Genomic DNA, 20,736 nt, shown 5'->3' on the forward strand with positions numbered 1-20,736 from the left:
AACCTAACTATCCATGCGGGACGCGATGCCCACCCTCACCGAAGACCCCGTCGCCCTGGCCGAAACCCTGCGGCCGGCCCTGCTGCGGGTCTCGCGCCGCCTGCGCCAGGAGGCTCAGAAGGCCGGCGTCTCGGCCCTCGACGCCCTGCTGCTCAACCAGATCGCCCGCGACCCTGGCATCGGGGTCTGCGACTTGGCCGACCGCGAACAGCTGTCGCGCCCCACCATGAGCGGCCACATCAAGCGGCTGGAGGCGGCCGGCTGGATCGCCCGCGCCGACAGCGCCACCGATGGCCGCCGATCGGGTCTCGCCGTCACCTCCACCGGCCAGGCCCGGCTCGACGAGATCCGCCGGCGCCGCAACGACTGGCTGGCCGCCCGCCTAGCCCAGCTGCCGCCGCAAGCCCGGGCCCAGCTCGACGCCGCCGCCGGCCCCCTCCTCCAACTGCTGAGCCTTGAAGCATGAGCGAGATCGAGGGCCCCGTCGAAGCCCAGGCCGCCCCCCCGGCCACCACCGCGACGACCCGCGGCTGGATGATCCCGGCCATCATCGGCTCGGCCATGCTGATGCAGACCCTCAACGCCACGGTGATCTCCAACGCCCTGCCCACCATGGCCAAGGCCCTGGACGAGGACCCTCTGCGCCTGAACCTGGCCATCACCATGTTCCTGCTGGCCTCGGCGGTCTTCCTGCCCATCAGCGGCTGGGTGGCCGACAAGTTCGGGGCCAAGCGCATCTTCATGATCGCCATGGTGCTCTTCGCCCTGTCCTCAGCCGCCTGCGGCTTCGCCCAGGACCTCAACCAGCTGGTCATCGCCCGCATCTTCCAGGGCATGGCCGGCGCCATGATGGGGCCCGTCGGGCGCCTGGTCCTGCTGCGCACGACGCCGAAGAACGAGCTGGTGGGCGCCATGTCAGTCCTGACCATGCCGGCCCTGCTGGGCCCGGTGATTGGCCCCGTGGTCGGCGGCGCCATCGTCACCTTCTTCGACTGGCGCTGGATCTTCTTCATGAACCTGCCCATCGCCGTCGCCGGCGTGCTGCTGGTCCGCGCCTATGTTCCCAATGTGAAGGAACAGGATGTCTCCCCCATCGACTGGATCGGCATCCTGCTCACGGGCCTGGGTCTGGCCGGCCTGATCTTCGGCTTTGAGAACATCGGCCGCGACGCCCTGCCCCCCGGCGTGGTGGCCGCGCTTTTCCTGGGCAGCATAGCCGCCCTGGTGGCCTATCGCTTCCACGCCAAGGGTAATCCCCACGCCATCATCGACCTCTCCATCTTCAACCTGGTGACCTTCCGGGCCTCGGTGATCGGCGGCGCCTTCATGCGGGTGGCCATGGGGGCGACCCCCTTCCTGCTGGCCATGTTGCTGCAGATCGGCTTTGGCCTCTCGGCCTTCCAGGCCGGCCTGATGACCTTCATCAGCGCCGCCGGCGCCCTGGTGATGAAGACCACCGCCCCGCCGATCCTGCGCCGCTACGGCTTCCGCACCGTGCTGCTGGTCAACGCCGTCATCGTCGGCGTCAGCTTCATGGCCTACGGCCTCTTCAAGCCCTCGACCCCGCACTGGATCATGTTGGCGGTCCTGGCCATCGGCGGCTTCTTCCGGTCCCTGCAGTTCACCAGCCTCAACGGCCTGGCCTATGCCGAGATCGAGCAGCACCAGATGAGCCGGGCGTCGACCACCTCCTCCATGGCCCAGCAGCTGGTGCAGTCCATCGGCATCGGCCTGGCCGCCCTGCTGCTGCACATGCTGATGGTCGCCCAGGGCCAGACCCAGATGACGGCGGCCACCATTGCGCCCGCCTTCGTGATCATCGGCGCCATCACCTTCATCTCGATCCTGTTCTTCATCCCCCTGCCGAAGAACGCCGGCGACGAGATGAACGGTCGGGCGAGTAGCTAAACCCTCGACTTCCCCGGCGTGCGGTCGGCATCGTCTCTCCAACGAACAAGGGAGATGTCCGATGCCGACCAACCGCCAGTGGATCCTGCGCCGCCGCCCGACCGGCGAGATCGGCCCGGAAGACCTCGAACTGATCGAGACCCAGACCCCGGAGCTCAAGGACGGCGAGGTCCTGGTCCGCACCACCTATCTCTCCCTCGACCCCACCAACCGCATCTGGATGAGCGACCAGGACCAGTACCTGCCGCCGGTCGAGATCGGCGACGTCATGCGCGGCGGCGTCATCGGCGTGGTGGAGCAATCCAACAGCCCCGACCTCCAGGTTGGCCAGATCGTCAATCCCGGCCTGGGCGGCTGGCAGGACTACACCGTCCTGCCAGCCGCCATGGCCCGCCCCAGTCTGCAGATCCCCGGCGTCCCGATGACCGCCTATATGAGCGTGCTCGGCGCCACCGGCCTCACCGCCTGGTTCGGCCTGATGGACATCGGCAAGCCGCAGCCCGGTGAAACCGTCGTGGTCTCCGCCGCCGCCGGCGCGGTCGGCTCCATCGTCGGCCAGCTGGCCAAGCTGAAGGGCTGCCGGGTCATCGGCATCGCCGGCAGTCCTGAGAAGTGCCGCTGGCTCACCGAGGAGCTCGGCTTCGACGCGGCCATCGACTACCGCAACGAGGACGTGGGCGCCGCCCTCGACCGTCACTGCCCCAATGGGATCGACATCGACTTCGAGAACGTCGGCGGCGAGATCATGGACGCCGTCATCGCCCGCATGAACAATTTCAGCCGCATGGCCCTGTGCGGCATGATCTCCACCTACAATATCGACGGCCAGATTCCCGGACCGAAGGACTTCGCCCGCGTCCTGATGCGCCGCATCCTCATCAAGGGCTTCATCGTCATCGACTACCTGCCCCGCGCCGCCGAGGCGATGGCCGAGCTGATCCCGCTGGTGGCGTCGGGCCAACTCAAGTGGAAGACCCACGCGGTCGACGGCCTGGAAAACGCCGCCGAGGCGGTGAAGCTGCTCTTCACCGGCGCCCACGACGGCAAGCTGCTGGTGCGGGTCAGCCCCGAGCCCAACACCTGAGGGGCGCGATGACGGCTTGCCTTACGTGGGGCAAGCCGTCGCCCAATCGGGTCAACAGGCCAGAGAGCCCAGGGAGAAGCGCATGTCGGACACCACCCTCGCCCCGCCGGCCGGAGACCTCGGCTTCGATCCCGCCGCCCTGCGCGACAAGTACCGCGCCGAGCGCGACAAGCGCCTGCGCGACGACGCCAACGCGCAGTATGTCGAGATCGCCGGCGACTACGCCCACTACCTCGAAGACCCCTATGTCGCCCCGGGCTTCACCCGCGCGCCGTTGACCGACGAGGTCGAGGTGGTGGTGATCGGCGGTGGCTTCGGCGGCCTGCTGGCCGGCGCCCGGCTGCGCGAGGCCGGGGTCCAGGACATCCGGGTCATCGAGAAGGGCGGCGACTTCGGCGGCACCTGGTACTGGAACCGCTATCCCGGCGCGGCCTGCGATATCGAGAGCTACATCTACCTGCCGCTGCTTGAGGAAGTCGGCTTCATGCCGCGGGAGAAGTACACCCGCGCGCCCGAGATCCTGGCCCACAGCCGCGCCATCGGAGAGAAGTTCGGCCTCTACGACAACGCCTGCTTCCAGACCGAGGTCACCAACATGACCTGGGACGAGGCCTCGTCACGCTGGATCATCGAGACCAACCGCGGCGACCGCATGAAGGCCCGCTTCGTGGCCATGGCCAACGGGCCGCTGCATCGGCCCAAGCTGCCCGGCATCCCCGGCGTCGACACCTTCAAGGGCCACACCTTCCACACCAGCCGCTGGGACTATGCCTATACCGGTGGCGACAGCTTCGGCGGCCTGACCGGCCTGGCCGGCAAGCGCGTCGGCATCATCGGCACCGGCGCCACGGCGGTGCAGTGCGTGCCCCACCTGGGGGAAGGCGCGGGCGAGCTGTTCGTCTTCCAGCGCACCCCCTCCTCCATCGACGTGCGCAACAACACCCCCACCGATCCGGAGTGGGCGGGGAGCCTGGAGCCGGGCTGGCAGCAGCGCCGGATGGACAACTTCAACATCCTGCTGTCGGGCGGCTACCAGGAAGAAGACCTGGTCAACGATGGCTGGACCGACATCATCCGCAACCTGGGCCTCGTCGCCCGCCAGCGGGCCGAGAAATCCGGCGGCCCGGTTGATCCCTCCGAACTGATGCAACTGGCCGACTTCAAGAAGATGGAGCAGATCCGCGCCCGCGTGGACTCCGTGGTCGGCGACCGTTCAACGGCCGAGGCGCTGAAGCCCTACTACAACCAGTTCTGCAAGCGCCCCTGCTTCCACGACGACTACCTGGCCACCTTCAACCGCCCCAACGTCCACCTGATCGACACCAACGGGATGGGCGTCGAACGCATCGACGAGACCGGGGTCTGGGCCAACGGCCGCCACTACGACCTCGACTGCCTGATCTATGCCACCGGCTTTGAGGTCGGCACCGACTACACCCGCCGCGCCGGCTACGAGGTCCACGGCAAGGACGGCCTGACCCTCACCGAGAAGTGGAGGGACGGCCTGTCCACCCTGCACGGGATGCACACCCGTGGCTTCCCCAACTGCTTCATCTTCTCCAATGCGCAGTCCGGCTTCACCGCCAACTTCCCGCACATGATGAACGAGCAGTCCAAGCACTTCGCCTACATCGTCAGCCACGCCCTCGACCACCAGGTGCGCACCGTCGAGGCCTCCCGGGAGGCCGAGGACAAGTGGGTGGAGACCATCCTGTCCCTGGCCATCATGCGCCAGAAGTTCCAGGAGGAATGCACCCCCGGCTACTACAACAACGAGGGCAAGCCGTCGGACCTGGCCGTCCGCAACGGCTCCTACGGGGCGGGGCCGGCCGCCTTCATCAAGGTGCTGGAAGCGTGGCGCGCCGAAGGCGGACTCCAGGGCCTGGAGCTGAGCCGGAACTAAGCCTTCTTCACGAACTCGGTCTTCAGGACCAGGTCCTTCACCTTCTCGGCGCGGCACTCGATCTGGGTCTCGTCGTCGGTCAGGCGGATGTTCTTGATCAGGGTTCCGCGCTTCAGGGTGACCGTGGTCCCCTTGACCTTCAGGTCCTTGATCAGGGTGACGGAGTCGCCTTCGACCAGGAGGGCGCCATTGGCGTCGCGAACGTTCATGGTCGGAATTCCTGCACAGCGAAGAGCTGTGCTTTAAGGGCTGGGCGGCCCGCCCACAAGCCGGCCGCCCCGCAGAGCCCTAGCCGACGGCGCCCAGATAGTCGCGCTTGCCGACCTCGACGCCCTTGTGGCGCAGGATGCCGTGGGCGGTCACCACGTGGAAATAGAAGTTCGGCAGGGCGAAGCCGAACAGGTAGTCCGCGCCGCTGAAGGTCGGCTTCACCGGCCCGAAGTTGAGGGTGATGGTGCGGCCTTCGCCGGCGTCCACATCCGCCACAGGCAGGCTTTCCAGATAGGCGATGGTCTTGGCGATGCGTTCCTGCAACTGCGGGAAGGTGGTCTCCTCGTCCGCCATCTTCGGGGACTCGATCCCGCTCAGGCGCTCGCCGGAGAGCTTGGCGGTGTCGCTGGTGCGCTGCACCTGGGCGGCCAGGGCCAGCATATCGGGGGCCAGCCGCGCCTCGATCAGTTCCGAGGGGTCGATCCCCTTTTCCGCCGCATGGGCCGCGCCCTTCTCCAGCAGGCTGGCGAGGTTCTTCAGGCCACGCACGAAGAGCGGGATCGAGGCTTGGTGGAGGGAGATCGACATGAGGCGTCCTTGGAACGGGGCTGGCCCACCGTGGGCCATCGCCGCTCATATGGGGTATGAAGGCGCCAAGCGCGACCATTGCCCGACGGTGACCCGACCATGAGCCTTCAGATCCTCAACGGCGCCCGTATCTGGCTGTGCGACGCCCAGGGCGCGGCCCTCTCCAGCGCCCGCGACGCCACCGACATCATCGGCGACGCCTATGGGGCTGAGGTCGCGGTGATCGCCCTCCCCGCCGCCCGGCTGACCGACGAATTCTTCGACCTCAGCACCCGCCTGGCCGGCGAGTTCGTGCAGAAGTTCGTCAACTACGGCGCAGCCCTGGCCATCGTCGGCGACATCTCGGCCCACGTCGCCACCAGCACCGCCCTGCGCGACTTCGTCTACGAGTCCAACCGCGGCCGCCACCTTTGGTTCGTCGAGGACCTGGAGGCCCTGGCCGCCCGCCTCTGACGCCAGGGCAGGCTTGCGCCCTGCCCATGATCGGCCGACCTTCTCGCCCAACCAGAAAACCACAGGGCGGAGAGCGACCATGTCCATCGACTTCGAGATTCCAGCAGACGCCAAGGCCATCCGCGCCAAGGTGCGCCAGTGGGTGCACGACGAATGCATCCCCGCCGAGAAGCGCCTGGTGGACAAGGAGTCCTTCAAGACCGTCCTGGCCGAACTACGGACCAAGGCTCGCGCCGCCGGCCTCTGGCTGCCCTTCATCCCCAAGGAGTACGGCGGCATGGGCCTGGGCCCGCTCGCAAACGCCCTGGTGCAGATGGAACTCGGTGAGAGCCACCTCGGCGCCCTGTCGATGAACAGCCAGGGCCCCGACGACGCCACCATGCTGACCCTGCTGGCCCACGGCACCGAGTTCCAGAAGGAGAAGTACCTCAAGCCGCTGCTGAACGGTGAGAAGCGCGTCTGCTACTCGATGACCGAGAAGGCCGCCGGCGCCGACGCCACCGGCATGCAGACCCGGGCCGTGAAAGACGGCAACGAGAACTACATCCTCAACGGCGAGAAGTGGTTCTCCTCGGCCGCCAGCGCCGCCGACATGGCGGTGGTCATGGCCATGACCGACCCCGACGCCCCGCGTCACCAGCGCTATTCGACCTTCATCGTCGAGCTGCCGAACCCCGGCTACATCATCAAGCGCGACATCGGCACCATGGCCAAGGAAGGCCCGCTCAGCCACATCATGGGCGGCGGCCACTCCGAGATCGAGATCAAGGACCTGGTGATCCCGGCCGAGAACCTGCTGGGGGGTGAAGGCCAGGGGTTCAACATGGGCCAGCACCGCCTGGCCTATGGCCGCCTGCGCCACGGCATGCACAATGTCGCCATGGCCCAGCGGGCCCTGGACATGGCCGCGGCCCACGTCACCCAGCGCGAGACCTTCGGCAAGAAGCTGTCGGAGCGCCAGGGCGTCCAGTGGATGCTCGCCGACTGCGCCAGCGAGCTCTACATGGCCCGCCTGATGCTGCTGCACATCGCCTACAAGGCCGAGCGCGGCATGGACCTGCGGCAGGAGAACTCCATCGCCAAGGTGTTCCTGGCCCACATGGTGCACAAGGTCGTCGACACCGCCATCCAGCTGCACGGCGCGCTCGGCTACTCCACCGACACGCCCCTGGCCGCCTGGTACACCCACATCCGCTCGCAGCGGCTGGTGGACGGGCCTGACGAGGTCCACCGCTGGACGGTCGGCCGCAATGTCATCAAGGCCTATGAACAGTTCGGCACCACCGCCTCGGCGGCCGGCGGCGACCTGCTCTAGAGCCTGATCCGTTGAGGAGGAACCGCTTCGCGGTTCCTCCGATGCGGTGAATCAGGCTCCAGATATATGCGAGAGCCGGCGCGCCGGAACCCTCTCCGCGCGCGCCGGGTTCCTCTGGACAGAACCAGAGGAGGACAGGCCCATGGGCAAGATTCAAGGTGAAGGCGACTACGAGGCCGCGCGGCGCTTCCGCGAGGCCGAGGAAAAATTCGTGCGGACGGGCGCCGTCGAAGACAAGGCCCAGGAAGCCCGGGAGGCTCTGGACGGGCCCGAGGGCCCGGAGCTGGAAAAGGCCCGCCGCGACACCGCCAAGGGCGCGCCGGGCTAGCCAATAGCCGGACATGAAAAAACACCTGGGCCGAAGCCCGGTGGATCAGGTCGGTAGAGATCAAGAAGACGGGGCGCGCCGGAAGCCGGCGGCCCCGCCGTCGAGAACTAGAGGATTTGCAGCTGAGCGGCAGAATCCTTGCCGCTCTTGCGGTCACGCTCGACTTCGAAGCTGACCTTGTCACCTTCGTTCAGTCCGCCGAGGCCCGCGCGTTCAACCGCCGAGATGTGGACGAAAACGTCGCCGCCACCGCCCTCAGGAGCGATGAAGCCATAACCCTTGGTTCCGTTGAACCACTTCACAGTACCAGTCGCCATTGTCGTCCCTATCAAAGTGAGTGAATCCGCAGTGGCAGAGGACGGTCAAAGACGCAAGCGTGCAAAATTCCCGGCCCGTTCGGAATCCTGGGTTTCAGTGTTCAAAAAGTGGTGTCCGGGCGGTACTCGAAGCCCACCAGATAGACCTTTTCGCCGGCGCCATGCTTGGCGGTCTTCAGCAGGTCCACCACGCCATCGAACCCCGAGTCCCTCGCCAATTGTGGCGTGATATCAGACAGTTCAATCTGGCGCAGAGCGGTCACCTCCACCGCGCCCTCCCCCAGCCGGTAGCGTCCGCCGAGCTTCACGCGAGGGCTCCGCCAGATGCGCACGCTACAGGTGATCTCGCCGCGCATGATCGGTTCGCGCAGCTTCTTGGTGAAGGTCATTCCGAGCCCTCTTTCCGGCCGTCGGCATCCTGGCGCCGGCGCGCGAAAACCGGAAGCCGCGCCATTGACGTGGTTGAGACGGGCCCATAGCGTCCCGCCTCTTCTTTGAAATCGAAGGCGGCCCCCCATGCCCCAGATCCTGGTTCAGGACCTGGCGAAGACCTATCGCGTGGCCGAACGCGACCCCGGCATGTTCGGGGCCGTGCGCGGCCTCGTGCGCCGCCGCTGGCGCACGGTGCAAGCCCTGAAGGATGTCAGCTTCTCCCTGGAGCGCGGCGAGTTGCTGGGTTTCATCGGACCCAATGGGGCGGGCAAGTCCACCACCATCAAGATCCTGTCGGGCATCCTGCGGCCCGACTCCGGCCGCGTGGAGATCGAGGGCCTGGTCCCCTATGCCGACCGCATCAAGCACGTCGGCCGCATCGGGGTGGTGTTTGGCCAGCGCACCCAGCTCTGGTGGGACCTGCCGGTGATCGACGGGTTCGACCTGCTGCGGGACATTTATCGAGTAGATCCAAAGCGCTACAGGACTACCCGCGACGAACTGGTGGCCATGCTGCGGCTGGAGAAGCTGCTGGACCAGCCAGTGCGCCAACTGTCGCTCGGCCAGCGCATGCGCGCCGAGATCGCCGCGGCCCTGCTGCACGAGCCCTCGATCCTGTTCCTCGACGAGCCCACCATCGGCCTGGACGCCCCCTCCAAGCTGGCGGTCCGCGAGTTCGTCAAGAAGCTGAACCAGGAGCGCGGCGTAACCGTCCTGCTCACCACCCACGACATGCACGACATCGAGGCCCTGGCCCAGCGGGTGATCGTCATCGGCCATGGCCGGGTGCTGGCCGACAGTCCCTTCGAGGCCCTGCGCGCCAATGTCCTGGCCGAGCGGCGTCTGTTCGTGGACTTCGCGGGGGACCCGCCCACCCTCGACCTGCCGGGCGTCGAGGTCCGCAAGCGTGACGGCCGCTCCCTGGAACTGGCCTTCGACCCGCGGATCACCACCGCCCCGGCCCTGATCGCCGCCATCACCGCCCGCCACGCGGTGGAGGACATCCACGTCGAGCAGCCGGCCATCGAGGAAGTGATCGCCAAGTTCTACGACCTGCACGGCGCGAACGAGGCGTGATCGGTGGACGCGCTTCGCCCCTATGCCGCGGCCTTCAGCTCGCGCTTCCTGCTGATGATGCAGTACCGGGCCGCCGCGCTCGCGGGCTTCTTCACCCAGTGCTGGTTCGGGGCGGTCCACGTCATGGTGCTGGCCGCCTTCTACCTCGGCGCCCCTGAGGCGGCGGCGGAGAGCCCTCTCAGCCTCTCCCAGGCCATCACCTATACCTGGCTGGCCCAAGGGCTACTCGCCGTCCTGCCCTGGGTGGGAGACCCCGAGATCGCCGACGGCGTCCGCACCGGCGCCATCAGCTATGACCGGCTGCGCCCGGTGGACGCCTACACCCTGTGGTACGTCCGCGCCGCCGGCTGGATGACCGCCCGCCTGATCCCCCGCGTCGCGCTGATGATCCTGGCCGCGGGCATCGTCCTGCCCCTGATCGGCCAGGACCAATGGGCCTGGCAGCCCCCGGCCAGTCTGTCGGCGGCCCTGCTCTTCACGCTGTCGGAGACCCTGGCCATCGCCCTGGCCTGCGCCATCATCATGCTGATCAATATCGTCGTGGTGGCCACCCTGAACGCCCGCGGCGTCAACATCCTGATGCAGCCGCTGGTGGTCATATTCACCGGCAACCTGCTGCCCTTGTCGCTCTATCCGGACGCCATGCGCGTCGCTCTCCTCGTTCAGCCCTTCGCCGGGACCCTGGATATCCCCAACCGCATCTATTTCGCCGCCCTGGCCGGTCAGATGGCCTGGCTGGGCATCAGCCTGCAGGTGTTCTGGACGGTGCTGTTCATCGCGGTGGGGCGGTGGTGGCTCGGCCGCGTCATGGCCCGCCTCGAAGTGCAGGGAGGCTAGTCCGATGAACGCGCTCGCCCTGCTCGGCCGTTACTTCTCGGCCTCGATGCGCAGCCAGATGCAGTACCCGGCCTCGGCCATCATGCTGACCACCGGCCAGCTCGCCTCGACAGCCATCGAGATTGTCTCCATCTGGGCGCTCTTCGACCGTTTCGGGGCGGTGAAGGGCTGGTCCTTCGGTGAGGTGATGTTCTTCTACGCCCTGATCGGCATCAGTTTCTCCTTCGCCGACTTCCTGACCCGAGGCTTCGACGTCTTCGGGACGGACTTCGTGCGCACCGGCGCCTTCGACCGCCTGCTGCTGCGGCCCCGCTCGGCGGCCCTGCAGCTGGTGGGTCACGATTTCCGGATCAGCCGCTTCGGGCGCTTCTTCCAGGCCGCGATCATCCTGACCATCGCCACCTCCACCCTGAACTTCGTCTGGACGCCCCAGGCCGCCCTCCTGGCGCTCTGGACGGTGGCGGGCGGGATCGCCTTCTTCAGCGCCCTCTTCGTCCTCCAGGCGGTCATGGCCTTCTGGACCGTGGAGAGCCTCGAGGCGGTCAATGCGCTCACCTATGGCGGGGTCTATGCCGGCCAGTTCCCGCTGAGCCTCTACGCCCGCTGGTTCCGCACCTTCCTGATCTTCATCGTGCCCCTGGCCTGCGTCGCCTACTTCCCGGTCCTGGCGATCCTGGGCCGCAGCGATCCACTGGGCGCGCCAGACTGGTTCCTGCCGCTCGCGCCGGTCGCGGGCTTTGTCTTTCTGGGGCTGGCGTTCCTGGCCTGGCGGTTCGGGGTGTCGAAATATACCTCGACCGGCAGCTAGATGACCTCGGCGGCCAATTCCCCCACCAGGCGCCAGGCGCGGCGCGTGGTGAGGTATTCGCGGTTGGGAAAGCCCTCCGGCTCTTGCCCCGCCATCACCCTGGCGATGTCGACGGAGACCGCCCGGCTGTTGATGTAATAGCTGTGCCGCGACAGGTCGTCGGCCCCGGCGGCGATGCTGCGGCAATCGACGACCACCACCTTCTTCGGCAGCACATCGATCAGCCGCGGCCCGTCCGAGCCCAGCCGATCCGGATTGGTTTTGGTGGTGTCGGAGACCAGCAGGGCGCGGTCGAAGGGGTTGTGATAGACGGTCACCTGCCGTCCCAGACTGGGCAAGGCCTTCAACTTGTCCTCGCGCTCGAAGGCGTCGTCATCCTCATCCGGCGCCGCGAGCAGGATCTGGTCGAACATGCGGGTCAGGCTGCGCGGTTCCTTGGCGAGAATGGCCTGCAGGCCCTGGCGTAGCGCGTAGCAGCCCATGCTGTGGGCCAGCAGGTGCAGGCGGCGCTGGCAGTACTCCTCCGGCTTGAGTTGGTCCTTCACGAAGTCCCGTAGCTTCAGGAAGGCCCGGGCGATGGCCGGCCCGGTGGCCCGCGCGTCTTCACGATCGCTGTAGTAGGCCATCAGCGGAACAGCCGAACCGTCCGAGGGCCAGCTGAACACCACGACATTCAGGGGACGCCCCTCGACGGTCACCTGACGCGCCAGATCGGCGCCGGCCGCCAGGGCGCCCATGAAGCTGACGTTGAAGCCGTGAATGAAGATCAGGGTGTCGGTGGCGCCGTTGGCCATGACCCCGTGCAGGCTCTTCAGGAAGCGCTCGCTTCCCAGAACCACCGCCTCCCCCGCCTTGATCTTCTCCGGATAGACCTCGACCTTGGGCGCTGCGGCGTCGGCGAAGTCCGCATGGCCGAACCGCAGGGCGGCGACCCCATCGGGATTGAAGGTCTTGCCGAAGACTCCGGCACGGTTGCCGGGCAGCAGGTCCCTGTTGGTCGCGAAGTAGACACGAGTAACCGCCATGGCATTCCCCCTGATCCCTCAGGGAGAATGCAACTCATTGGCGAGCGATTTCAAGCCTGAGCTTGGCTATTCGGCGGCCATCAGCACCTTGCCGCTTGTCAGCGAGGTCTTGGCGGCGAGTTCCGCCTTGGCCTGCTCGTACTCGGCGGCCAGGCGGTCCACCAGTTCGCCGGCGGTGGGGATGGACTTCACCGCCCCGATGCCCTGGCCGCAGCCCCAGATGTCCTTCCAGGCCTTGGCTTCGGTGTTGCCGCCAGAGCCGAAGTTCATCTTCGAAGGATCGCCATGGGGCAGGTTGTCGGGATCGAGGCCGGCGCGGGCGATGGACGGACGCAGATAGTTGCCGTGCACCCCGGTGAACAGGCTGGAATAGACGATGTCTTCCCCGCTGCTCTCGACGATCATGTCCTTGTAGCCCTGGACGGCGCGGGCCTCTTCCGTGGCGATGAAGGCCGAGCCGATATAGGCGAGGTCCGCGCCCATGGCCTGGGCGCCCAGGATGGCGCGGCCGTTGGCGATGGCGCCTGACAGCGCGATGGGGCCGTCGAACCACTCGCGCAGTTCCTGGATCAGGGCGAAGGGCGACAGGCCGCCCGCATGGCCGCCGGCGCCGGCGGCCACCGGGATCAGGCCGTCGGCGCCCTTTTCCACGGCCTTGCGGGCGAACTTGGCGTTGATGACGTCGTGCAGGACGATGCCGCCGTAGGAATGGATCGCGTCATTGACCGACTGCTGCGCGCCCAGCGAGGTGATGGTGATCGGCACGCGGTACTTCACCGCCAGCTCCACGTCTTCCTCAAGCCGATTGTTGGACTTGTGCACGATCTGGTTCACGGCGAAGGGCGCCGACAGACGGTCCGGGTTCTTGCGGTCCCAGTCGGCCAGTTCCTCGGTGATCTGGGCCAGCCACTCGTCCAGCTGGCTCACCGGCCGCGCGTTCAGGGCGGGGAAGGAACCGACGATCCCGGCCTTGCACTGGGCGATCACCAGCTCCGGGCCCGAGATGATGAACAGCGGCGAGGCGATCACCGGAATACGCAGACGCTCGGAGAGAATGGGCGGCAGGGCCATGGAGATGTTTCCTCTGATAATGCGTTTGGATCTTATTTTTACACCGTATACGCAAGACGCGGGATCGTGCAAGCCGGTCTCTCCACCTGCCCCGGCGTGAACTTGACGCGGGGCGCGCCGGGAGCACATCTGGGCCGCGATGACTGATCTCGCCACCCTCACCGCCGCCTTCCCCCCCGCCACCGCCGCCGATTGGCGCGCCCTGGTGGAGAAGACCCTGAAGGACGCGCCCTTCGAGAGCCTCCAGCGCCAGACGGCCGAGGGCCTGCCCATCGCGCCCCTGTATGAGGGCTCCGACCAGGCGCCGGCCTTCACCCAGCGCCCCTTCGACGCTGATCGGCCCTGGGACATCCGCGGCCGCGTCACCCATCCTGACGCCGTCCAGGCCAATGCCGACCTGATGACGGACCTGGAGGGCGGCGCGGCGTCGGCTCTGATCCGCATCGATCCCACCGGGCAGACCGGCGTCGCCGTGGGCTCAGCCCAGGGCCTGGCCCGTGTGCTCGACGGGGTCCTGCTGGAACTGGCCCCCGTGGCCCTGGACGCCGGGTTCCTGGGCCCTGCGGCCGCCGACTGGCTGGGCGCCGCCGCCAAGGGGTCGCCCACCGCCAAGCTCTTTTTCCATCTTGACCCACTCAGCGCCTTCGCCCGCGCCGGCGAGAGTCCGGGGCCGATCGAGAGCCACATGGTCTCGGCCGCCACCGTCGCGCGCCGCCTGGCCAATGCCTATCCGGACGCCGGCCTGTTCCTGGCCTCAGGCCAGGTGGTCCATGAGGCGGGCGGCGGCGAGGCCGGCGAACTGGCCTTCGCCATCGCGTCGGCCCTCACCTACGCCAAGGCCCTGGTCCGCGCGGGCCTCGCCATGGAGGATTCTTTCGGGCGGATCGTCATCGGACTGGCCGCGGACGCCGACTATTTCGCCACCCTGGCCAAGCTGCGCGCCGCGCGCGCCGTCTGGTCGCGGGTGACCGCCGCCTGTGGCGTCACCGCCGCGCCGCGCATTGAGGCCCGCTCCTCCCACCGCATGCTGGCCGCCCACGATCCCTGGACCAACATGCTGCGCCTCACCGCCTCGGCGGTCGGCGCCAGCATCGGCGGGGCCGACGCCGTAGTGCTGGGCAGCTTCACCGACGCGCTCGGCCTGCCCACCGCCTTCGCCCGCCGTCAGAGCCGCAACGCCCAGCTGGTGCTGATGGAAGAGGCCCATCTCGGCCGCGTCGCCGATCCGGGCGCCGGCTCCGGCTATGTCGAGGCGCTGACCGACGAGATCGCCCGCGCCGCCTGGGCCGCCTTCCAGGCCATCGAGGCCAAGGGCGGCCTGATCGCGGCCCTCTCCGACGGCCACATCGCCGCCGAGACCGCCAGGGTGCGCGAGGCGCGTATCGCGGCTGGCCCCTTGAAGATCGTCGGCGTCACCGCCTTCCCGCAGCCCGATCAGGCGCCGGTCGAGGTGGAGCGGGCGGCCCCCAAGGCCGTCGAGGCCCCCTCGCCCCGCCTTCCCGGACCCGACAGTCATTGTCCGGCCCTGACCCCTGTTCGTCTGGCCGAACCCTATGAGGTGAAGGCGTGAGCAACTTCCCCGACTTCGCCACCCTGGCCTTCGACGAGCACGTCGCCGTCCCGCCCGTCCCCGCGGCCCCGTCGTGGGAGACGCCCGAGGGCATCGCCGTGAAATCCGCCTATGGCGCCGCCGACATCGCGGGCCTGGACGACCTGGCCGGCTATCCGGGCCTGGCCCCCTTCGTGCGCGGTCCCTATCCGACCATGTACCTCACCAACCCGTGGACCATCCGCCAGTATGCGGGCTTCTCCACGGCCGAGGATTCCAACGCCTTCTACCGCCGCAACCTGGCCGCCGGTCAGATGGGCCTGTCCATCGCCTTCGACCTGGCCACCCACCGCGGCTACGATAGCGACCACCCCCGCGTGAAGGGCGATGTCGGCATGGCGGGCGTCGCCATCGACTCGATCCTGGACATGCGGACCCTGTTCGACGGCATCCCGCTCGACAAGATGAGCGTGTCGATGACCATGAACGGCGCGGTCCTGCCGGTCCTGGCCCTCTACATCGTGGCCGCCGAGGAACAGGGGGTCAGCCACGACAAGCTGTCGGGCACCATCCAGAACGACATCCTCAAGGAGTTCCTGGTCCGCAACACCTACATCTATCCGCCCTTGCCTTCGATGCGGATCATTTCGGATATCTTTTCATACACTTCGCGCGAGATGCCGAAGTTCAACTCGATCTCGATCAGCGGCTATCACATCCAGGAAGCCGGGGCGACGCTGGACCTGGAGCTGGCCTACACCCTGGCCGACGGCATCGAGTATGTCCGCGCCGGCGTGGCCGCCGGCATGACCGTCGACCAGTTCGCGCCGCGCCTGTCGTTCTTCTGGAACGCCGGCATGAACGCCTTCATGGAGATCGCCAAGCAGCGCGCCGGCCGCCTGCTGTGGGCCAAGCTGATGAAGGACGAGTTCGATCCCAAGGATAGCCGCTCGCTCTCCCTGCGCGCCCATACCCAGACCAGCGGCTGGAGCCTGGCGGCCTCGGACGTCTACAACAACGTGCCCCGCACCCTGATCGAGGCCATGGCGGCGGTGGGCGGCCAGACCCAGAGCCTGCACACCAACTCCCTCGACGAGGCCCTGGCCCTGCCGACCGATTTCTCCGCCCGCATCGCCCGCAACACCCAGCTCTTCCTGCAGCTGGAGAGCGGCCAGACCCGCGTCGTCGATCCCTGGGGCGGCTCCTTCTATGTCGAGCGCCTGACCGCCGATCTCGCGGCGCGGGCCCTGGAGCACATCGCCGAGGTCGAAGCCCTGGGGGGCATGGCCAAGGCCATCGAGGACGGCCTGCCCAAACGCCGCATCGAGGAGGCTAGCGCCCGCACCCAGGCGCGCATCGACTCAGGCCGCCAGAGCGTGGTCGGCGTGAACCGCTACAAGTCCGACATCGCCGAAGTCATCCCGATGCTCAAGGTGGACAACTCCGCCGTCCGCGAGCGCCAGCTGGAGAAGCTCGCCCGCCTGAAGGCCGAGCGCGACCCGGCCGCCGTCGAGGCCGCCCTGACCGCCCTCACCGAGGGCGCGCGCGGGACCGCCAACCTGCTGGAGCTGTCGGTCAATGCGGCGCGGGCCAAGGCCACGGTGGGCGAGATCAGCCTGGCCCTGGAGCACGCCTTCAAGCGCCACTCCGCCGAGGCCTTCGCGGTGACCGGGGTCTATCTGCGCGAGGCCGGCGCCACGCCGGCCAGCGACAAGGCCAAGGCCATGACCCTGGCCTTCACCCAGGCCGACGGCCGCAAGCCCCGCATCCTGGTGGCCAAGATGGGCCAGGACGGCCACGACCGCGGCCAGAAGGTGATCGCCTCGGGTTTCTCCGACCTGGGCTTCGAGGTCGATATCGGCAACCTCTTCCAGACCCCGGCCGAGGCCGCGGCCAAGGCCGTGGCGGACGGCGCCCATGTGGTGGGCGCCAGTTCCCTGGCCGCCGGCCACCTGACCCTGGTGCCGGAGCTGAAGGACGAACTGGCCAGGCTGGGCCGCGCCGACATCCTGGTGGTGGTGGGGGGCGTCATCCCGCCCGAGGACTTCGACGCCCTGCGCCAGGCCGGCGTCGCGGCGATCTTCACGCCCGGCACGGTGGTGCCCGAGGCGGCCATCGAGGTGCTGGACAGGCTCAACGAACAGCTCGGCTACGCCCAGTTGGACATGGTCTAGCTGGCGGCGGCCTGTCGCCGCAGGCGGGTTGCGCCGCAAACCCATTTCGGTGATGGTTCCCTCGAACGTCGGAGGGAATGGCCTTGGTCCACACGAAAGCGCTCGCGCTCGCCCTCATCGGGCTAGGCGGTCTTGCCCTGACCCAGGTCGCCAGCGCTACGGCTCCTGTCCGTGAACGCACCCTCGCCGCTCCGGTTCCCCTGCGCGCGCCGGTTCCGATGGCCAGCAGCACGGTGACGCATCGCTACTGGCCGGTGGTCACCAGCCTCTCCCAGGCCACCGTGGCCCCCGCCCACCTGTTTGACGGCAAGGTCCAGGGCGCGCCGCTGCGCAGCTTCGACACTCGGCGCCCGGCCGACCCCTCCAAGCCCCAGACCCGCCGTCATGTCGGCGTCGACCTGACCGCCGCCGAGGGCGACGCGGTGGTGGCGATGGAGGACGGCAGGATCGTCAACTTCTACCCCTTCCTGGCCCGCGCCGCCTCCCTGGGCGGCGAGAAGACCTACGCCATCCTGATCCAGCACAAGGACTATGTGGCCCTCTACGGCGAGGTCCGCGCCAACAGCCTGGCCGCCCGCGGCCTGAAGGTGGGCGACCGCGTCGCCGGCGGCCAGCCGATCGGGGTGGTCAGCGGCACAGCCCAGCTTCACACCGAGACCTATGCCTCCGGCGTCACCCGCAACATCCAGTGGCCGGTGGGATCGGCCCCGCCGCGCGAGATGCGCAATCCGACCCAGCTGCTGCTGGACACCGCCCTGACAGGCGAGCGGATCTACCCCAAGAACATCAGGCTCGCCGCGTCCTGAACCGCGCCTCCAGCGCGAACAGGGCCGCCAGGATGCAGCCGGCCGAAATGCCGGTGATCAGGTCCCGCGCCAGGGTCAGGCCAAAGGTGGCCAGCAGCACCGCGGCCGTCCGCCAGGACACCGAGACCAGCCGGGCGAACTCCGCCCTCTCGGCCATGTTCCACCCCACCACCACCAGCATGCCGGCCAGGGCCGCCAGGGGCACATAGGCCGCCAGCGGCGCGGCCAGCATCATGAAGCCCAGCAGGAACAGGCTGTGCAGCATGCCCGCCACCGGCCCCCTGGCCCCGGCCCGTACATTGGTGGCGGTGCGCGCGATGGTGCCGGTGACGCAGATGCCGCCGAACAGGGCTGCGCCCATATTGCCGACACCCTGGGCCACCAGTTCGATATTGGACCGGTGCTGGTGGCCGCTCATGCCATCGGCGACCTTGGCCGAGAGCAGGCTCTCGATGCCCCCCAGCAGGGTGAAAGCCGCCGCCACCGGCATCACCGCCCACAGCTTGTCCAGCGTCATCGCTGGCAGATGGGGCATGGGCAGGCCGCTGGGGATCCCGCCGAACCGGCTGCCGATGGTTTCCACATCCAGGTGCAGGAGGGCCGCCGCCAGGGTGGCGATCACCACTCCGATCAGCAGGGCCGGCCAGGCGGGCCGCCAGCGGCGGACGGCGAAGGCGATGGCGATGCAGGCCACCCCCACCGCCAGGGCCTCGGCGTTGGTGCTCGGCAGGGCCTGGACGAGGGCGAGGACCTTGGGCCCGAACTCTCCCGGCTCGGCGCCGGGCAGCCGCAGGCCGAACAGGTCCTTGAGCTGGCTGGCGGTGATGACCGCGGCGATGGCGGTGGTGAAGCCCACCGTGACGGCGTGGGGCACGTAGCGGATCAGGGCGCCCAGGCGCAGGAGCCCGCCAAGCGTCAGCATCAGGCCCGACAGGAAGGTGGCCAGGATCAGGCCGTCGATCCCATGCAGGGCCACCGTGGCCGCCACCAGGACGATGAAGGCGCCGGCCGGACCGCCGATCTGATAGCGGCTGCCGCCCAGGGCCGAAACCAGGAACCCGCCCACAATGGCGCTGTAGAGGCCCCGGTCCGGCGATACGCCCGAAGCGATGGCGATGCCCATGGAGAGCGGCAGGGCGACGATGGCCACCGTAAGGCCTGCCACGGCGTCGGCCCGCAGGTCCTTCAGGCCGTACCCCTCGGCGAAGATGGTGGCCAGCTTGGGGGTGAAGACGCCCGTGAACCGCGGCTGCGCTGCTTGCGTCATGTCAGTTCCCAGACTCTCCCAGGCGGGATGCGCGGGGCTGAAGGATACCCCAACCGCCGGACGCGCGCCTTGCGGCAGATCAAGCGCGGCCCCGACCCTATCGCGGTGTGATGTTCCGCAGCTTGCCCTTGGGCGCCTTCTTCCGGCCGCCCCAGCCCAGCGGCATCTCCGCCGGGCCATGCCGCTTCTCAATGTCCTTCTGCAGGGCCTTGGCCGCCATCAGGTGGGCGGGGAACAGGGTGTCGATGGCCCAGCCCGCGATCGGCACGGTGGACGACACCGAGTCCGCCGCCAGATAGGCGCCCATCCGCAGCAAGGTGGCCAGCGAGGCGCCGCCGGTGACGCCGGAGAGGATCAGGAGGCCGCCGGCCGCCAGGCTGTAGGCGGTCCCCAGGCCCGGCACCCAGGCCAGCACCCCATCGAGACCGATCCCGAACGGACCGACCCCGATCAAGCGGTCCGACAGGCCCTTCACGCGCTCGGCGGCGCGCCAGGACTGGTGAGCTCGATCTCGTGAAACCGCCATCCGCGCTCAACGCGCTCCTTTACGGAAAGCTGCACCTAGCCCAGGAACACGACCCGGCGCTTTTCCTTGCCCGCGCGGATGCGCGACAGAACATCCTTGTATTCCGGACTGTTGGCGGCGTCTTTTCGCGTGCCCTCGAAGTAGATGGTGTCCTCCATGTGCTTGAGCAGCATGTCGGCCGACCACTTGTGGCCGGTGAACAGGATGTCGGCGATTTTCCCAGCCACAGGGACTTCACCCACAAGCGTGTCGATGGCGATGATGGCGAACATCTGCAGCAGGACGGTCGGCTCGGCCCGCGCCCGCACCCCGTCGAAGATCATGATGGCGCCGGCCCCCAGGCTGTAGAGGGCGCCGGCCCCGGGAATCCAGGTCAGCAGGCCGTCCAGACCCACGCCGAACGGCCCGATCCCCACGACGTTGTCGGAAAGCTTCTTCGTCCGCTCGATGCTGTTGCGGATGTTGTGCAGGTCGATGTGCGACTGCGCGAAAAGCATTCACCGCTCCTAGGGACTAGACCGGATCACTGTGCCGCATGCGGGCCCCGCCTCAAAGCCCGCGCGGGGTGTTTTCGCCCAACAGGCTAAACCAGGGGCGGCCTTTGCGCTTATCGCGGGAGGGCGCCTCCCGATGGCGCCCGTTTCACCCTATATTTGCACCATGGCCAAGAACGAACCGCCTCTGCTGATCGTCACCACCCATTTCATCGAGGGCCGTCCCGTGCGTCAGCATCTGGGCATGGTGTCGTCCCAGGCCATCCTGGGGGCCAATGTGGTGCTGGACCTGATGAACGCGATCCGCGACTTCATCGGCGGCCGCTCCAAGGGCTATGAACGCGTCCTGGCCCAGGCCCGCGCCGAGGCGCTGAAGAACCTGGAGGCCGAGGCCCGCGCCCTGGGCGCCAACGCCATCGTCGGCGTCGACCTCGACTACAACACCGTCGGCCCCAACGGTTCGATGCTGATGGTCTCGGTCAACGGCTCGGCGGTGATTTTGTAGCGAGGCCCTTCTCCCCTTTGGGGGGCCTGGGTTCGCTGACCTCGCCGAAACCCCCATCA

Annotated in this window: 23 protein-coding genes; 14 read left to right on the forward strand and 9 right to left on the reverse strand. The window is 68.1% G+C overall.

Features of this window, described 5'->3' with window-relative positions:
* Positions 1–25 precede the first annotated feature (25 nt).
* The 4 genes from Q7J39_RS05590 to Q7J39_RS05605 all read left to right on the forward strand — a co-directional run bounded on the left by Q7J39_RS05590 (position 26) and on the right by Q7J39_RS05605 (position 4,895).
* Positions 26–466 (forward strand): MarR family winged helix-turn-helix transcriptional regulator, encoded by a 441-nt coding sequence (locus tag Q7J39_RS05590; RefSeq protein ID WP_304821287.1) that lies wholly within the window; start codon positions 26–28, stop codon positions 464–466.
* A complete protein-coding gene (locus tag Q7J39_RS05595) occupies positions 463–1,908 on the forward strand; it encodes an MFS transporter (RefSeq protein ID WP_304821289.1) in 1,446 nt (481 codons plus the stop codon). The genes Q7J39_RS05590 and Q7J39_RS05595 overlap by 4 nt, the downstream gene beginning before the upstream one ends.
* Before the next feature lie 61 nt (positions 1,909–1,969).
* A complete protein-coding gene (locus tag Q7J39_RS05600; protein WP_304821291.1) occupies positions 1,970–2,992 on the forward strand; it encodes an NADP-dependent oxidoreductase in 1,023 nt (340 codons plus the stop codon).
* 82 nt (positions 2,993–3,074) lie between these two features.
* Entirely contained in the window at positions 3,075–4,895 is a 1,821-nt protein-coding gene (locus tag Q7J39_RS05605) for an NAD(P)/FAD-dependent oxidoreductase (RefSeq protein ID WP_304821293.1), read from the forward strand.
* Here the strand turns inward: Q7J39_RS05605 and Q7J39_RS05610 are convergent.
* Both Q7J39_RS05610 and Q7J39_RS05615 read right to left on the reverse strand, forming a co-directional pair.
* Complete coding sequence (locus Q7J39_RS05610; RefSeq protein WP_304775779.1) at positions 4,892–5,104, reverse strand: alkylphosphonate utilization protein; 213 nt, start codon at positions 5,102–5,104, stop codon at positions 4,892–4,894. The genes Q7J39_RS05605 and Q7J39_RS05610 overlap by 4 nt on opposite strands.
* Before the next feature lie 79 nt (positions 5,105–5,183).
* A complete protein-coding gene (locus tag Q7J39_RS05615) occupies positions 5,184–5,693 on the reverse strand; it encodes a DUF1993 family protein (RefSeq protein ID WP_304821295.1) in 510 nt (169 codons plus the stop codon).
* 99 nt (positions 5,694–5,792) lie between these two features.
* Between Q7J39_RS05615 and Q7J39_RS05620 the strand changes: the two genes are divergently transcribed.
* From Q7J39_RS05620 to Q7J39_RS05630, 3 genes are all read left to right on the forward strand, one after another.
* Positions 5,793–6,146, forward strand: coding sequence for a DUF4180 domain-containing protein (locus Q7J39_RS05620; RefSeq protein WP_304821297.1), 354 nt, complete (start codon positions 5,793–5,795; stop codon positions 6,144–6,146).
* A gap of 79 nt (positions 6,147–6,225) precedes the next feature.
* The gene (locus Q7J39_RS05625) at positions 6,226–7,461 is read left to right on the forward strand and encodes an acyl-CoA dehydrogenase family protein (RefSeq protein ID WP_215341183.1); all 1,236 of its coding nucleotides are present in this window, start codon (positions 6,226–6,228) and stop codon (positions 7,459–7,461) included.
* Between the two features lie 142 nt (positions 7,462–7,603).
* On the forward strand, positions 7,604–7,789 hold the full coding sequence (locus Q7J39_RS05630) for a hypothetical protein (protein WP_304821300.1): 186 nt from the start codon (positions 7,604–7,606) through the stop codon (positions 7,787–7,789).
* 107 nt (positions 7,790–7,896) lie between these two features.
* On the opposite strand, the gene Q7J39_RS05635 is transcribed toward Q7J39_RS05630, so the two are convergent.
* Together Q7J39_RS05635 and Q7J39_RS05640 are read right to left on the reverse strand one after the other, a co-directional pair.
* Entirely contained in the window at positions 7,897–8,106 is a 210-nt protein-coding gene (locus tag Q7J39_RS05635; RefSeq protein ID WP_215341185.1) for a cold-shock protein, read from the reverse strand.
* 101 nt (positions 8,107–8,207) lie between these two features.
* Positions 8,208–8,495 (reverse strand): hypothetical protein, encoded by a 288-nt coding sequence (locus Q7J39_RS05640; protein ID WP_304821302.1) that lies wholly within the window; start codon positions 8,493–8,495, stop codon positions 8,208–8,210.
* A 127-nt stretch (positions 8,496–8,622) separates the two neighbouring features.
* Between Q7J39_RS05640 and Q7J39_RS05645 the strand changes: the two genes are divergently transcribed.
* The 3 genes from Q7J39_RS05645 to Q7J39_RS05655 are packed head-to-tail and all read left to right on the forward strand — an operon-like array spanning position 8,623 to position 11,260.
* Positions 8,623–9,615, forward strand: a complete 993-nt coding sequence (locus Q7J39_RS05645) for an ATP-binding cassette domain-containing protein (protein ID WP_304821304.1) — start codon at positions 8,623–8,625, stop codon at positions 9,613–9,615.
* A 3-nt stretch (positions 9,616–9,618) separates the two neighbouring features.
* The gene (locus tag Q7J39_RS05650; protein WP_304821305.1) at positions 9,619–10,452 is read left to right on the forward strand and encodes a hypothetical protein; all 834 of its coding nucleotides are present in this window, start codon (positions 9,619–9,621) and stop codon (positions 10,450–10,452) included.
* A 4-nt stretch (positions 10,453–10,456) separates the two neighbouring features.
* On the forward strand, positions 10,457–11,260 hold the full coding sequence (locus Q7J39_RS05655; protein WP_304821308.1) for an ABC transporter permease: 804 nt from the start codon (positions 10,457–10,459) through the stop codon (positions 11,258–11,260).
* Here Q7J39_RS05655 and Q7J39_RS05660 read toward each other — a convergent pair.
* Together Q7J39_RS05660 and Q7J39_RS05665 are read right to left on the reverse strand one after the other, a co-directional pair.
* Positions 11,257–12,285: an alpha/beta hydrolase gene (locus Q7J39_RS05660; RefSeq protein WP_304821310.1), complete on the reverse strand. Its 1,029-nt coding sequence runs from the start codon at positions 12,283–12,285 to the stop codon at positions 11,257–11,259. The genes Q7J39_RS05655 and Q7J39_RS05660 overlap by 4 nt on opposite strands.
* 66 nt (positions 12,286–12,351) lie before the next feature.
* A complete protein-coding gene (locus Q7J39_RS05665; RefSeq protein WP_293492533.1) occupies positions 12,352–13,356 on the reverse strand; it encodes a nitronate monooxygenase family protein in 1,005 nt (334 codons plus the stop codon).
* 139 nt (positions 13,357–13,495) lie between these two features.
* Here Q7J39_RS05665 and Q7J39_RS05670 point away from each other — a divergent pair, with 139 nt between their 5' ends.
* From Q7J39_RS05670 to Q7J39_RS05680, 3 genes are all read left to right on the forward strand, one after another.
* Entirely contained in the window at positions 13,496–14,926 is a 1,431-nt protein-coding gene (locus tag Q7J39_RS05670; RefSeq protein ID WP_304821313.1) for a methylmalonyl-CoA mutase family protein, read from the forward strand.
* Positions 14,923–17,079 (forward strand): methylmalonyl-CoA mutase, encoded by a 2,157-nt coding sequence (gene scpA / locus Q7J39_RS05675; protein WP_304821315.1) that lies wholly within the window; start codon positions 14,923–14,925, stop codon positions 17,077–17,079. Before Q7J39_RS05670 ends, scpA begins: the two co-directional genes overlap by 4 nt.
* A gap of 83 nt (positions 17,080–17,162) precedes the next feature.
* Positions 17,163–17,885 (forward strand): M23 family metallopeptidase, encoded by a 723-nt coding sequence (locus Q7J39_RS05680; RefSeq protein ID WP_304821317.1) that lies wholly within the window; start codon positions 17,163–17,165, stop codon positions 17,883–17,885.
* Here the strand turns inward: Q7J39_RS05680 and Q7J39_RS05685 are convergent.
* From Q7J39_RS05685 to Q7J39_RS05695, 3 genes are all read right to left on the reverse strand, one after another.
* A complete protein-coding gene (locus Q7J39_RS05685; RefSeq protein ID WP_304821319.1) occupies positions 17,866–19,152 on the reverse strand; it encodes a SulP family inorganic anion transporter in 1,287 nt (428 codons plus the stop codon). The two genes, Q7J39_RS05680 and Q7J39_RS05685, sit on opposite strands and share 20 nt — an antisense overlap.
* Before the next feature lie 97 nt (positions 19,153–19,249).
* Complete coding sequence (locus tag Q7J39_RS05690; protein WP_304821321.1) at positions 19,250–19,678, reverse strand: DUF4112 domain-containing protein; 429 nt, start codon at positions 19,676–19,678, stop codon at positions 19,250–19,252.
* Positions 19,679–19,713: 35 nt separating this feature from the next.
* Positions 19,714–20,175 carry a DUF4112 domain-containing protein gene (locus tag Q7J39_RS05695; RefSeq protein ID WP_304821323.1) on the reverse strand — a complete coding sequence of 154 codons (462 nt, stop codon included), beginning with the start codon at positions 20,173–20,175 and terminating at the stop codon, positions 19,714–19,716.
* Positions 20,176–20,359: 184 nt separating this feature from the next.
* Here Q7J39_RS05695 and Q7J39_RS05700 point away from each other — a divergent pair, with 184 nt between their 5' ends.
* The gene (locus Q7J39_RS05700) at positions 20,360–20,677 is read left to right on the forward strand and encodes a heavy metal-binding domain-containing protein (protein ID WP_304821653.1); all 318 of its coding nucleotides are present in this window, start codon (positions 20,360–20,362) and stop codon (positions 20,675–20,677) included.
* The last annotated feature ends 59 nt before the right edge of the window (positions 20,678–20,736 follow it).

The organism is Phenylobacterium sp. (assembly GCF_030651185.1).
Lineage (GTDB): Bacteria > Pseudomonadota > Alphaproteobacteria > Caulobacterales > Caulobacteraceae > Phenylobacterium.